The sequence below is a fragment of the Tepidimonas sp. HKU77 genome, from assembly GCF_049728535.1.
In the GTDB taxonomy this organism is placed as follows: Bacteria; Pseudomonadota; Gammaproteobacteria; order Burkholderiales; family Burkholderiaceae_C; genus Tepidimonas.
Genome location: NZ_CP187300.1, coordinates 1,397,501 through 1,410,706, shown reverse-complemented (window position 1 = coordinate 1,410,706; position 13,206 = coordinate 1,397,501). Strand labels below are relative to the sequence as shown.

The following is a 13,206-nucleotide window of genomic DNA, read 5'->3' as shown; positions in this document are numbered from 1 at the left end:
CGGGGTTGGCAGCTCCCGTCACCACCCGCCAGCGCCGCCGCGTCGGTGCTGGCGCGTGGTGCCGTCGCACCCAGTCATTTCATCGAGGTCCGCCATGACGACAACCCCACCCGTCCTCACCGTCAACGGCATCGAGGTCATCTACAACCACGTCATTCTGGTGCTCAAGGGCGTTTCATTGCAGCTCGCCGAGGGCCAGATCGCCGCCATTCTGGGGGGCAACGGCGCGGGCAAAACGACGACGCTGCGCGCCATCTCCAACCTGCTCAAGGGCGAGCGTGGCGAGGTTACCAAGGGCTCGATCGAGCTGCGCGGCGAGCGCATCGAAAACCTCACGCCAGCGGAACTGGTCAAACGCGGCGTGGTGCAGGTCATGGAGGGGCGGCACTGCTTTGCCCACCTCACCATCGAGGAGAACCTGCTCACGGGCGCCTACACGCGCAAGGACAAGGCCGAAATCGCGGCCAACCTGGAGAAGGTCTACACCTACTTTCCGCGCCTGAAGACACGGCGCACCAGCCAGGCCGCCTACACCTCGGGCGGCGAACAACAGATGTGTGCGATCGGCCGCGCCCTGATGGCCAACCCCAGCGTCGTGTTGCTCGACGAGCCCTCGATGGGGCTGGCGCCGCAAATCGTGGAAGAAGTCTTCGAGATCGTCAAGGACCTCAATCAGAAGGAAAAAGTCTCCTTCCTGATCGCGGAGCAAAACACCAACATGGCGCTGCGCTACGCCAATTACGGTTACATCATGGAGTCGGGCCGCATCGTGATGGACGGCAAGGCCGAGGACCTGCGCAACAACGAAGACGTCAAAGAGTTCTACCTGGGCATGGGCGGTGGTGAGCGCAAGAGCTTTCGCGAGGTCAAGAGCTACAAGCGCCGCAAGCGCTGGCTGGCCTGACCCTGCTGCCCCCCCCTGGCCCCGTGCCCTCCTCGACGACCTTTGGACGCTGCGTACCATGCCTGCCCATTACGACGCCCTCGAAACCCGTTCCCCGGCCGAGCGCGAATCCGCCCAGTTCGCCGCATTGCCCAAACTGATCGCGCACGCGTGCGCGCACTCGACGGCGTGGCGTGAACGGCTGGCAGGGATCGACCCTGCCCAGATCACCACGCGCGCCGCGCTCGCTCGCCTGCCCGTGCTGCGCAAACATGAGTTGATGGAGCGCCAACAGGCGGCGCGGCAAGAGGGTGGCGATCCCTTCGGAGGGCTGGCCACCATCGGCTGGAACGGTTTGTTGCGCGCCCGCGGCGTGCGACGCGTATTCCAGTCGCCCGGCCCCATCTATGAACCCGAGGGCCACGCGAGCGACTATTGGCGCAGCGCGCGCGCGCTGGTGGCCGCCGGCTTCGAACCCGGCGACTTGATCCACAACGCCTTTAGCTACCACTTGACGCCGGGGGCGTGGATCATGGAGGCGGGCGCGCAGGCGCTGGGCTGCCCGGTGGTTCCGGGTGGGGTGGGCAACACTGAGCAGCAACTGGCGGCCATCTTCGACTTGCAGCCGGTGGCGTATTGCGGCACGCCAAGCTTTTTGCGCATCTTGGCGGAAAAAGCCGAAGCGGTAGGCCGGACACTGCCCATCCGCAAAGCGCTGGTCTCGGGCGAGGCCTTCCCGCCCAGCCTGCGCGACTGGCTGGCGGAGCGGGGCGTGGTCGCGTACCAAGCCTACGCCACCGCCGACGTCGGCCTCATCGCCTACGAAACGGCCGCGCGCGAGGGCTTGGTCGTCGACGAAGGTGTCATCGTGGAAATCGTGCGCCCCGGCACCGACGAACCGGTGCCGGACGGCGAAGTGGGCGAGGTGGTGGTCACCGCGCTCAACCTGGACTATCCGCTGATCCGATTCGGCACGGGCGACCTGTCGGCGGTGCTGCCCGGCCCATGCCCCACCGGGCGTACGAATACCCGCATCCGCGGCTGGCTGGGACGGGCCGACCAGACGACCAAAGTCAAGGGCATGTTCGTGCACCCGGCCCAGGTGGCCGAGGTGGTACGCAGACACCCGGAAGTGCGTCGGGCGCGCTTGGTGGTCAGCGGCCGCATGGCCGACGACCACATGCGCTTGCTGGCGGAGACCGATCAACCTTCGCCCGCGCTCGAGCAGGCCCTGCACGCCACGCTGCGCGAGGTGACCAAGCTGCGCGGCACGGTCGAGCTGGTGGCCAGTGGGTCGCTGCCCAACGATGGCAAAGTGATCGAAGACGCTCGTACCTACGACTGACCGCCCGCTCAGGCGAGCCGTTGTCCCCACGCAACAAGTAGCCGGATGGACCCCGCGCCGTGGGCGCACAATACGGCACAATACGGGCATCGCAACGATCGTTCCCGGTCTTGGCATCTGCTCTTGCTCATCCCGTTGGCCGCTCGCCGTTGCCGACGTTGACGTTGGCCGCCTTGGGCGTCGTCTACGGCGACATCGGCACCAGCCCGCTCTACGCGCTCAAGGAGGTCTTCAACCTCGGGCGGCTGCCGGTCACGCCCGACAACGTCTACGGCGTGCTGTCCCTGGTTTTCTGGACACTGACCCTGGTCGTGTCGCTCAAGTACGTCACGCTCATCCTGCGGGCGGACAACCAGGGCGAGGGCGGCCTGGTCGCGATGCTCGCCTTGGCATCCACCGCCGTGGCGGATCGGCCGCGGCTCAAGCGCGCGCTGCTCGCGCTGGGCATTTTTGGCACGGCCATCTTTTTCGGTGATGGTGTCATCACGCCTGCGATCTCCGTGCTGTCGGCGGTCGAAGGGCTGGAGGTCCTCACCCCCGCGCTGGAGCCCGTGGTGGTGCCGGTGACGCTGGCCGTTCTGACGGGTCTCTTTGCCCTGCAGCGACACGGCACGGCCCGCATCGGCCGCCTGTTCGGACCGATCATGGCGGTGTGGTTCGCAACGTTGGCCACTCTAGGGCTGCTCAACATCCCCCGCCACCCGGAGGTGCTGCAAGCGCTCGCACCGCATCACGCCGTCCAGTTCGTGCTGTCGCAGCCGTGGGTGGCGTTCTTGACCTTGGGGGCGGTGGTGCTGTGCGTCACGGGGGCAGAAGCGCTCTACGCGGACCTGGGGCATTTCGGCCGACGCCCGATCCGGCTGGCATGGTTCGGTCTGGTCATGCCCGCGCTGGTGGTGAACTATTTCGGTCAGGGCGCGCTGCTGTTGGACGCGCCCGATGCCGTCGAAAACCCGTTTTACGCCATGGCGCCCGCTTGGGCGCTGCCCGCGCTGATCGGGCTGGCCACGTGTGCGACGGTGATCGCGTCCCAAGCCCTCATCACAGCCGCGTTTTCCGTCACCAAGCAGGTGGTGCAACTGGGGTATCTGCCGCGCCAGCGCCTGTTGCACACGTCCGTGCGTGACACCGGCCAAATCTACATTCCCACCGTCAACGCGGCGCTGTACCTCGGCATCGTCGGTGCGGTGCTGGGGTTTGGGTCGAGTTCCGCGCTGGCATCCGCCTACGGCATCGCCGTCACCATCGACATGCTCATCACGACGTTGATGACCTTCTTCGTGGTGCGCTACGCGTGGCGCTACCCATGGTGGATGTGCGTGGGCGCCACGGGTCTGTTTCTGGCCATCGACGCCGTCTTCTTCGCCGCCAATGCGGTCAAGCTGCTCAGTGGGGGGTGGTTCGCGCTGGCCATCGGCGCGGCGATGTTTACCTTGATGACCACCTGGCACAGCGGCCGAGAACGCCTGGCACAACGCCTGCACGAGCAGTCCATCGAGCTCGAGGCCTTCCTGGCGAGCATCTTCTCGGCCCCGCCGCTGCGCGTGCCTGGCACGGCCGTCTTCCTCAATGCCGAGCCGGACGTCGCGCCCAATGCGCTGCTGCACAACCTCAAGCACAACAAGGTGCTGCATGAGACGAACCTGTTCGTGACCGTGCGCCATCACGAGGTCCCGTGGATCGGCTTCGACCGGCGGGTCGAGGCGCAGCCGCTGGGCCACGACTGTTGGCGCGTCGTGCTGCACTTCGGCTTCAAAAACGATCCCGACGTACCACAAGCCCTTCAGCTGTTGCGCAGCCACGGGGTGCCGCTGGACGACATGGACACCTCGTATTTTCTGTCGCGCGAGATCGTGCTGCCACGCCACGATGAAGGGCCGATGCACTGGCGCAACAAGCTGTTTGCAGGCATGCACCGCAACGCCACATCCATCGCTGATTTTCTACACCTGCCCGCCAACCGCGTGGTCGAACTTGGCGCGCAAATCGAAATCTGAGCGCGTTCGTGGTTTCCCGCATGGTGCAGGGTGGCGCCGACGCGCTACCATTCGTCGGTCATTCATGTCTCCGTTGGAGCCGACCAAACATGAAACGCCTTGTTGCGCTCGCCCTGTCGGCCGCGGTTTTTGCCGCATCTGCCCAGGACTTCCCTTCCAAGCCCATCACCTTCGTCGTGCCGTTTGCGGCAGGCGGCCCCACTGACACCGTCGCACGCCAGCTCGCCGAGTCGATGCGCAAGCACTTGAACAACGCCACCATCGTGGTCGACAACGCCGCCGGCGCCGGTGGCACGATCGGCGCCAACAAGGTCGCGCGTGCGACACCCGACGGACACACGCTGTTGGTGTGGCACATCGGCATGGCCGCGACCCCGGCGCTATACCGCAAACTACCCTATAAACCGCTTGAGGACTTCGAGTACCTGGGCATCATCAACGACGTGCCCATGACCCTGGTGGGCAAGCCCCAGTTGCCCGCCAACACGTACCGTGACTTCGAAAATTACATTCGCGCCAACCAGGGCAAGCTCAACCTGGGGCATGCAGGGCTGGGCTCGGCATCGCATCTGTGCGGTCTGATGTGGCAATACGCGGTCAAGCTCGACAAGTCGATGACGACCATCGCCTACCGCGGCACCGGCCCTGCGATGAACGACCTGATCGCCGGCACGATCGATGTCATGTGCGACCAGACGACCAACACCACGCAGCAGATCGAGGCCGGCCGCATCAAGGCCTTCGCCGTCACGACCGCCAAACCGCTGTCGGATCACCCGCTGCTCAAACACTATCCCACGCTGCAGGAGATGGGGCTCAAGGATTTCAACCTCACCATTTGGCACGGCCTGTATGCGCCCAAGGGCACGCCCGAGCCCGTCCTCAAACGCCTCAACGAAGCACTGCGCGCCGCCTTGCGCGACCCAGAATTCATCCAAAAACAAAAAGCTCTAGGCGCGATCGTGAGCAACGACCGGCGCAGCACGCCCGAAGGCCACAAAGCCTTCGTCGCGAGCGAAATCGCGAAAATCAAAGCGGTGGTAGACGCCGCCGGTCAATACGCCGACTGAGCAAGTCAGGGCTTCCGGACCGCGCGAGGGTCAAACGCCCCAGACCACTTCGCTGCCTTCGCGCTGGCAGTGCTGCAGCATCTCGATGAAGGGCGCGACGCGCGTGCGCAATGGCACGCGCTCTTCGACGGGCTCCAAGGGTTCTTCGCCCTTTTCTTCGGCTTCGCGGCGCCGGCGTTCGGCTTCGGCTTCTTCGGCGGCCACTGCGGCACGCAGCGCCTCGATGGCGGCGGGCATTTGCTCCGGCAGGATGATGCCCGGCCCCGACGGATCCTTACCTAGGATTTCCAGGACCCGCCGGCCGTTGGGCTCGAGCATGACCACGTCACCAGTGGCCTTGGATTTGAAGCGGTACAGCATGGTTGGCTCCTTTCGAGAATCGAGATCGGGGTTGCGCCTCCCCAGCATGTTACGATTCTGACGGCACGGCAACCCCGCGCTAAGTGGGCCCCGGGTCAGATGTGCTCATCCTTGAGGGCGACGGTCAGCAGGTGCCGAATGGCGCGCAACAATGCCAACTCGGTCGCGCCGAACGACGGCAGGGCCGCGGCGGGCCCATCGGCGTGAATCCAGCCGATCCATTCGTCGCCCCGCCACAAGGGAAACACGAGCAGCACCCCATCGCGTGGCAGGCGGTCACGGTACCACTGCGGCAGACGCGCCACCAGATGTGCCGCCGGCGTGCACTCGATACGGGTATCCTTGCGCAGCCGCCCCAGCGTCGCCAGTAAATCTTCGCTTGCCGACGCGCCACGCGAAGCCATTACGCGGTAGAAGGGAGCCACCTTGGCGGCGCCGTCGCCCAGCCAACGGCACGCCTGGCACACGCCATCGGCGCCGGGCTTCACCAGCCAAGTGCGGCGCACGCCGAGCGCACGGTGCAAGGTTTCCAGCCCCAGCTCGACGCGCAGTGGCGCGGGCGCGCCCTCCAAGAGGGCGGCGGTCGCGTCCTGCAGTCCCTGGGCCAGCGTCAGCAAACCGCTGGGCAGATCCAGGGATCGCGTGTCGTCCTCGCCACCTCGGTCATCGTTCGCATCAGTGCTGGGCGTCGCGGGGGCGGGGCTCGCCGTACCGCTGACCGGATGCAGCGGATCGGTCTGCTCGCTGCGCAGCCACGCCGTCCACTCGGGTGCGCTCAAGCTGCGCGCCAAGTCGACCGCCTCGAGCAAGGCCAGATAGTTCGAGCGCGCCTGCCGGGCGGTCTCGGCCACCATTTCCGACGACTGATTCACCAAATGCCCATAGCGCGCGGACAGGCGACGGAACCCCTCTCCCGATCCTTCGCTGGCACCGCGCAGCCAGGCATCGGCCAAATCGGTTCCGGCGGCGGCCACCCAACGCACCCATTCGACCCGATCCTGCGGGGGACGGGGCGGGACGGGGCCGGCCGGTCGCTCCATGGCCCGACACAGCGCCTCGGGAAAACCCCAGTCCCGCGCAACGGCCTGCGTCAGCGCGTCATATCCCACCCCGAGATGCTTGAGCACCGCGGCGTGTTCGCGCGCGGGGTCACCCTGCGCTTCGGCCCGTATGCGCTGTGCCTCGGCGGGAAAAAAGCACTCTGTCAACATCCGGCCCAGCCCCTGGAACAGTCCGGCGAGGAAAACCTCCTCCCGCTCCGGGCCTTGACCGCAAAGCTCGGCGGCCATCTGCGCCGCCAACAGCGCCCGTGCGTAGGCCTCGCGCAAGCGCTGGGACTGAGCGCGGTCTTTCCACTGCTCGAGCAACACCAGGCTGGCCGCGATACCACGCACCGCATCCAGGCCAATCAGGCTCAATGCACGCGAGACGGTGGACACGCCACCCCTATGGGCCACGTGCGGTGCCGCGTTGACCACACGCAGCAGCTTTTGGGTCAGCGCGACATCCTTGAGGATCTCCTCGGCCAAGCGGTGCAGGTTTTCCTGCTCGTCGCCTGCCAGCACCTGGATGCGGCTGACCTGTGCCGACAGCGCGGGAAACTCGGCGTTCCCGCGCAGATGAGCCAGCAGCGCTTCGAGTCGCTGCTTTTCACTCGAGGTAGCGGGCGTGGTGCTGGCGTCCCCCATCCGCCGCTCAAACATGCTCGTGCGCCCGCAGTACCGTGTCGACCAGACGGCCAGCGATTTGCGCCACCGCCAGCGCAGCTGGAGACCCCGGCGCCTGCAACAGCAGGAGCTGCCTGCGCATCACCGCCTCTTTGACCGCCTTGTCCGCGGGGATATCCCCCATGTGCACGAGCCGCACGGTGGCAGGGCGCTTGTCCGCGCCCGCGGACGGCGCTGCACCGACGAACCGGTTGAGCACCGCCTGCAGTTGCGCGGTGATGGCCCGTCCATCCCCCGGACGCGCGGCCTGATTGACGATCAGCCGCACGAGTTGGCGTTGCTGCTGCGTCGCCAAAACCTTGATGGTGGCGTAGGCATCGGTGAGCGAGGTCGGCTCGGGCGTGGCGACGAGCAGGATCTCGCTGGCCAGCGACAGGGCGAACAACACAACATCCGAAATACCGGCGCCGGTGTCGAGCAGCACGACATCGTAACGCGGCACGACCTGGCCCATGAGCCGCAAAAAGTCCTCACGCACCTCGGGCGTCAACCGCGAATACTCCACCATACCGGATCCGGCGAGCAACACCGAAAACCCGCCTGGCGCCTTCACGATCGCATCGTCGAGCCCGCACTTGCCCGTGAAGACGTCGTGTAGCGTCAGTTTGGGGTAGAGATTGAGCACGACGTCCAGATTGGCCAGGCCCAAATCGGCATCAAGCACCAGCACGCGCAAGCCTCGGCGCGCCAACGCGGCGGCCAGGTTGGCCGCGACGAACGTCTTGCCCACGCCCCCCTTACCGCTCGTGATGGCGATGACCCGCCCCTTGCTCGGGCGAAACAAGACGCCGCCGGGGGCCGGGTCGGATGTCGTGGAGGTGGTCTCGGCAGTGTTCATGGACATCAGGCATCGCCTCGCATTCAAACCGCGTCGGCGGAGTCGATGATAAGGCCGTCCGCATCGTGCCAGCCAAACAGCAAGTGTTTTTCCTCCGCACTCACCTCGGTGTGGGCGACCGGCTCGATCAGGACACGGTTGCGCCCCTGGCGCTTGGCCAAATAGAGCTGCCGATCCGCGCGCTCCAGCCAGTGTTCGGCGCTGGAGCGCACCCATGCGGGAGAATACGCCCCGCCCGCGCTGATGGTCACATGGATCGTGGTCACCCCGTCGGGCAACACGATGGGGCTCTCCTGCACCGTTCGGCCAGCGCCGCGCCCGCCGACGGCGCGCAATTGGGGAACACGACCCCGAACTCCTCGCCGCCCAGACGCGCCACGGTGTCCATCGGGCGCACGGCCGATTGCAGCGCGTGCGCCACGGCGCGCAAGACCGCATCGCCCGCGGCATGCCCATGGCGGTCGTTGACCGATTTGAAGTGGTCGATGTCGATCATCACGAGCAACGCGGTCTCGCCCGCCCGGGCCGACCGGTCTAACTCCTGCGTCACGCGCGCTAGAAACGCACGCCGGTTGGGCAACCCCGTCAGGGCGTCACGCTCGCTGAGTTCGCACAACGCATCGATGATCGCCTGCAGCTCGACCTCGGGCGGCGCGCCCTCAGGCACGGACAATGCTACCCCCGCCTGCTGCAACAGGGTACGGGCATGATCCAGTCGCAGTTGGTCGTGCTGCATGGGCTGACTCGCCAAAACGGACCCCGTGACCCCGTCGAACCGAGATGCAAGGGTTTGGGGCAGTATAGCGCGTCCTCCCTTCAGGCCCCCGGCACGACGAGCGGCCCGTCATTCATCTCGCCACCAACGCACGCGGCGCGGCGCGCAGGGCTTCACCGCCGCGCCAATGGCCGCGATGTGGTCCGGCGTGGTCCCGCAGCACCCCCCAACGATGTTGACCAGCCCCTCCGCCGCAAAGCCGTGCAACAGACGCGACGTGTCCTCGGGCGTCTCATCGAACCCCGTCTCACTCATGGGGTTGGGCAGACCGGCATTGGGATAGCAGCTGATGTACGTGCCTTGCGCCACCCGCGCCAGCTCTTGAATATAGGGCTTCATCAACGCCGCCCCGAGCGCGCAATTGAGCCCCACGGCAAGCGGCTGCGCGTGACGCACGCTGGCCCAAAATGCCGTCACCGTCTGCCCACTGAGCAGTCGGCCGGACGCGTCGGTCACCGTCCCGCTGATCAGAATGGGCAGGCGCTCGCCGGTGTCGTCGAAGGCGCGCTCGATCGCGAACAACGCTGCCTTGGCATTGAGCGTGTCGAAAATGGTCTCGACCAACAGCACGTCAGCGCCCCCCTCGATCAGCCCCAAGGCCTGCTCGTGGTACGCGTGCTCCAGCTCATCGAACGTCACATTGCGCGCTCCGGGGTCATTAACGTCCGGACTGATGCTGGCCGTCCGTGGCGTGGGCCCAAGCGCGCCCGCCACGAAGCGGGGCCGATCCGGCGACGAATATGCCTCGCACGCCTGGCGAGCCAGCCGCGCCGACTCGACATTCATCTCGTAGGCCCAAGCCTCCAGCCCATAGTCGGCCTGCGCGATTGCCGTGGCACCAAACGTATTCGTCTCAATGATGTCGGCCCCGCTGGCGAGGTACCCCTCGTGGATCTGGCGGATCACATCGGGCCGCGTCAGGCTCAACAGATCATTGTTGCCCTTGAGGTCAACCGGGTGAGACTCGAAACGCGGATCGGCGTCGCGTCCGCCCGGCCCCGCCCCGCGATATTGGGCTTCGTCCAATCGAAAGCGCTGGATCATCGTGCCCATGGCACCGTCGATGATCACGATACGGCGCGCGAGCAGCGCCACCAGCTCTCGCCCCCGGGTGTACACGTTCCTCATATTGGTCCCCGATTGTGCCGCAACGCGAAGACGCGACACCAAATCGAGATAGGGGCGGTCAGGATACCTGACCGGGCCCCTCCCACACCACCCGGCATGCGGGTCCGCACCGGGCGGTTCGAGAAGTTGAGGTCATGAGAGACGGGGAACGCCAAGTTTGTCGAAGTAGGCAATGGTCAGCACCCGGTTGAGCTCGCCCGCGCTATTCCGCCACCAGCAGCGGGAATTGCCTGCCACCCGCTTTGCCACGTGTTCGGACGCGCCTAGGTTGAGCAGTTCCCGGTAGATCGTGCTACCCCGCTTCCAGTGCTTGAGGTGGATCGCCCGTAGTCGGTGGCGCAGCCATTCGTCCAGCGATCGCCAGACGCCCGGTGTTTGCGCCAGCCCAAAGTAGGCTTTCCATCCCAACAGATAAGGTTTCAGTCGCTCAATGACCTCCGCCATGCTGCGTCCGCCTGAGCGCCGGGTCAGTTGCCTCACCCGCTGCTTGAACGTCGCCATCGGCTTGTCGGCCACCCTGCGCTTGACGCCCTCCTTGCCAAACCAGAAGCTGTAGCCCAAGAACTTCCTTCCCTTGACGCTGGCCACCGCACTCTTGGCTTCATTGACCTTGAGCCTCAGCTTGCCGTAACACTTGCGCAGCAGCGCCATGACCCGTTCGCCAGCTTTCCGACTACGGACATAGACGTTGCAGTCGTCGGCATAGCGCGCAAAGCAGTGGCCGTGCTTCTCCAGTACCTTATCCACTTCGTCCAGCATCACATTCGCCAGCAGCGGCGACAGCGGCCCACCTTGCGGCGTGCCTTGATACCGCTCAAACACTACGCCATCGCTCATGATGCCGCTGTTCAGGTACGCCCGTATCAGCCGAATGATTCCAGCATCGTCGATGCGTTTGCGTAGGCGGTCGATGAGGATGTCGTGGTTGACTCGATCAAAGAATTTCTCCAGATCGACATCAACCACGATCTTCCGTCCGGACTGGATGTAGCCCTGCGCCGCCAGTATCGCGTCGTGGGCTCGTCGGCCCGGCCGGAAGCCGTAGCTGCACTCGCTGAATGTCGGGTCAAGTAGCGGTTGCAGCACTTGCAGCAGTGCTTGCTGGATCAGCCGATCCGTGACCGTCGGAATGCCGAGCTCGCGCTCGCCACCGTCCGGCTTCGGGATCGTTACCCGTCGTACCGGACTGGGCCGGTACCTCCCCTGCAGCAGTTGTTCCCGAATCAATGGCCACGCCGTCACCAGATGGCGGGCGGTCTGGTCAATGTCCAGCCCATCCACGCCGGCTGCGCCTTTGTTGGCTTTGACTCTCTTCCATGCTCGCCGCAGGTTCTCTCTCGCCAGAACCGCTTGCAGCAGTCCCGGCCCTGTGCTCTCGGTGTCCCGTCGCGGGCCGGCCGCTTCGTCGCTGACAGGTTCCCGCCCGGCTTCACCGTGCGCTACCCCCGCCCGCTCTGCTTGCGCAGACTTCTGACGCCTTGCTTCCAGCATCGACATGGTCTCAAGCACTCCTTCTCGTTCGGCCCTTCGCTCACGACTGGCAGCTACTATGGCCTCTGCTGACTTCTCGCTCCGTGTCACCACGTCGCCCTTTCAGGCATAAGGCGAGATCTCCCCGGGTAAGAACGCACTCCTTCACTGCACAACCGCCGGATTTACGCCGCTTCGCCTTGATCACGAGAGCTTCGCGGATTCATGCCCGCTCGCCCTGCTCGGCAGCGCCTTCTATCCGGTTCTTGTCCATCGGCTCGCAGTTTCGCTCCACGCTTCCTCCCCACACTCGGTCGCCCTCATGCAGTTGCGCTTCGCTTCGTTCGCTGTGATCAACTTACGGTGGGACTTTCACCCACAAGAGTGCGCCCGTGCCGGGCGCACAAAGCAAACCCCGGCATCCGCAGGGGATGCCGGGGTGGCTAGCAATAACAGCCTGACGATGACCTACTTTCACACGCGAGGTGCGCACTATCATCGGCGCGAAGGCGTTTCACTGTCCTGTTCGGGATGGGAAGGAGTGGGACCACCTTGCTATGGTCGTCAGGCATAACCGGTTCTCACCTGCTGCGATGGGGCTTGGCCCCGCACGGTTGGGGCGGCCGCAGCAGCAAGTGCTCACAGAGTCGAATCTCGCGTCGGATTGGCGTCGGGCTGACGGATGCCGTCTGTCGTGCGGCTCTTGCCACACGCCCACATTCGTTGCCGATCGTTGAAGACACTGCTTTGTTGCAGCGTTGCACGACTTGCGTCTTCGTGCCGCTCGTGCGTCGCAGCGCGCCGCAGGCGCGCCACAGGCTCACAAAGCTATAGGGTCAAGCCTCACGGGCCATTAGTACTGGTTAGCTCCATGCATTGCTGCACTTACACACCCAGCCTATCAACGTCGTGGTCTACGACGACCCTTCAGGGGGGTCAAGCCCCCAGGCAGATCTCATCTTGGGACGAGTTTCCCGCTTAGATGCTTTCAGCGGTTATCTCTTCCGCACATAGCTACCCGGCGATGCCACTGGCGTGACAACCGGTACACCAGAGGTGCGTCCACTCCGGTCCTCTCGTACTAGGAGCAGGCTCCCTCAAATCTGCAGCGCCCACGGAAGATAGGGACCAAACTGTCTCACGACGTTTTAAACCCAGCTCACGTACCTCTTTAAATGGCGAACAGCCATACCCTTGGGACCGGCTACAGCCCCAGGATGAGATGAGCCGACATCGAGGTGCCAAACACCGCCGTCGATATGAACTCTTGGGCGGTATCAGCCTGTTATCCCCAGAGTACCTTTTATCCGTTGAGCGATGGCCCTTCCATACAGAACCACCGGATCACTTAGACCTGCTTTCGCACCTGCTCGACTTGTCAGTCTCGCAGTCAAGCACGCTTATGCCTATGCACTACCAGCACGATGTCCGACCGTGCCTAGCGTACCTTCGTGCTCCTCCGTTACGCTTTAGGAGGAGACCGCCCCAGTCAAACTGCCTACCATGCACTGTCCCCAACCCCGATTCAGGGGCCCAGGTTAGAACCTCAAACGCACCAGGGTGGTATTTCAACGTCGGCTCCACGGCACCTGGCGGCACCGCTTCACAGCCTC

The 13,206-nt window shown here is 65.0% G+C and carries 9 protein-coding genes, 2 rRNA genes and 1 pseudogene (1 of these 12 running past the window's edge); 4 read left to right on the top strand and 8 right to left on the bottom strand.

Annotated elements, in window-relative coordinates; translation table 11 throughout:
• The first annotated feature begins 94 nt into the window (after nucleotides 1–94).
• From ACPP3B_RS06765 to ACPP3B_RS06750, 4 genes are all read left to right on the top strand, one after another.
• Entirely contained in the window at nucleotides 95–904 is an 810-nt protein-coding gene (locus tag ACPP3B_RS06765) for an ABC transporter ATP-binding protein (RefSeq protein ID WP_299020010.1), read from the top strand.
• Nucleotides 905–962: 58 nt separating this feature from the next.
• Complete coding sequence (locus tag ACPP3B_RS06760; RefSeq protein WP_424860115.1) at nucleotides 963–2,228, top strand: phenylacetate--CoA ligase family protein; 1,266 nt, start codon at nucleotides 963–965, stop codon at nucleotides 2,226–2,228.
• A gap of 110 nt (nucleotides 2,229–2,338) precedes the next feature.
• On the top strand, nucleotides 2,339–4,225 hold the full coding sequence (locus ACPP3B_RS06755) for a potassium transporter Kup (RefSeq protein ID WP_299020013.1): 1,887 nt from the start codon (nucleotides 2,339–2,341) through the stop codon (nucleotides 4,223–4,225).
• Nucleotides 4,226–4,314: 89 nt separating this feature from the next.
• A complete protein-coding gene (locus ACPP3B_RS06750; protein ID WP_299020015.1) occupies nucleotides 4,315–5,295 on the top strand; it encodes a tripartite tricarboxylate transporter substrate-binding protein in 981 nt (326 codons plus the stop codon).
• A 30-nt stretch (nucleotides 5,296–5,325) separates the two neighbouring features.
• Here the strand turns inward: ACPP3B_RS06750 and ACPP3B_RS06745 are convergent, their stop codons facing one another.
• The 8 genes and pseudogenes from ACPP3B_RS06745 to ACPP3B_RS06710 form a co-directional block, all read right to left on the bottom strand.
• The gene (locus ACPP3B_RS06745; RefSeq protein ID WP_299020017.1) at nucleotides 5,326–5,655 is read right to left on the bottom strand and encodes a DUF1840 domain-containing protein; all 330 of its coding nucleotides are present in this window, start codon (nucleotides 5,653–5,655) and stop codon (nucleotides 5,326–5,328) included.
• Nucleotides 5,656–5,750: 95 nt separating this feature from the next.
• Nucleotides 5,751–7,358 (bottom strand): HDOD domain-containing protein, encoded by a 1,608-nt coding sequence (locus ACPP3B_RS06740; RefSeq protein WP_424860114.1) that lies wholly within the window; start codon nucleotides 7,356–7,358, stop codon nucleotides 5,751–5,753.
• Nucleotides 7,351–8,220, bottom strand: coding sequence for a MinD/ParA family protein (locus ACPP3B_RS06735; protein WP_299020025.1), 870 nt, complete (start codon nucleotides 8,218–8,220; stop codon nucleotides 7,351–7,353). Before ACPP3B_RS06735 ends, ACPP3B_RS06740 begins: the two co-directional genes overlap by 8 nt.
• A 23-nt stretch (nucleotides 8,221–8,243) precedes the next feature.
• A pseudogene (locus tag ACPP3B_RS06730) lies at nucleotides 8,244–8,956 on the bottom strand (GGDEF domain-containing protein).
• Between the two features lie 108 nt (nucleotides 8,957–9,064).
• A complete protein-coding gene (locus ACPP3B_RS06725) occupies nucleotides 9,065–10,123 on the bottom strand; it encodes a homocysteine S-methyltransferase family protein (protein ID WP_299020023.1) in 1,059 nt (352 codons plus the stop codon).
• Between the two features lie 132 nt (nucleotides 10,124–10,255).
• Entirely contained in the window at nucleotides 10,256–11,620 is a 1,365-nt protein-coding gene (gene ltrA / locus ACPP3B_RS06720) for a group II intron reverse transcriptase/maturase (protein ID WP_424860098.1), read from the bottom strand.
• 428 nt (nucleotides 11,621–12,048) lie between these two features.
• A 5S ribosomal RNA gene (gene rrf / locus ACPP3B_RS06715) occupies nucleotides 12,049–12,162 on the bottom strand.
• Nucleotides 12,163–12,425: 263 nt separating this feature from the next.
• Nucleotides 12,426–13,206: ribosomal RNA gene (locus ACPP3B_RS06710) — 23S ribosomal RNA — on the bottom strand; it runs 2,099 nt beyond the window's last position.

Coding starts and splice junctions, on each gene's coding strand:
- ACPP3B_RS06765 (WP_299020010.1), top strand. CDS start 95: ATGACGACAACCCCACCCGTCCTCACCGTCAACGGCATCGAGGTCATC.
- ACPP3B_RS06760 (WP_424860115.1), top strand. CDS start 963: ATGCCTGCCCATTACGACGCCCTCGAAACCCGTTCCCCGGCCGAGCGC.
- ACPP3B_RS06750 (WP_299020015.1), top strand. CDS start 4,315: ATGAAACGCCTTGTTGCGCTCGCCCTGTCGGCCGCGGTTTTTGCCGCA.
- ACPP3B_RS06745 (WP_299020017.1), bottom strand. CDS start 5,655: ATGCTGTACCGCTTCAAATCCAAGGCCACTGGTGACGTGGTCATGCTC.
- ACPP3B_RS06740 (WP_424860114.1), bottom strand. CDS start 7,358: ATGTTTGAGCGGCGGATGGGGGACGCCAGCACCACGCCCGCTACCTCG.
- ACPP3B_RS06735 (WP_299020025.1), bottom strand. CDS start 8,220: ATGAACACTGCCGAGACCACCTCCACGACATCCGACCCGGCCCCCGGC.
- ACPP3B_RS06725 (WP_299020023.1), bottom strand. CDS start 10,123: ATGAGGAACGTGTACACCCGGGGGCGAGAGCTGGTGGCGCTGCTCGCG.
- ltrA (WP_424860098.1), bottom strand. CDS start 11,620: ATGTCGATGCTGGAAGCAAGGCGTCAGAAGTCTGCGCAAGCAGAGCGG.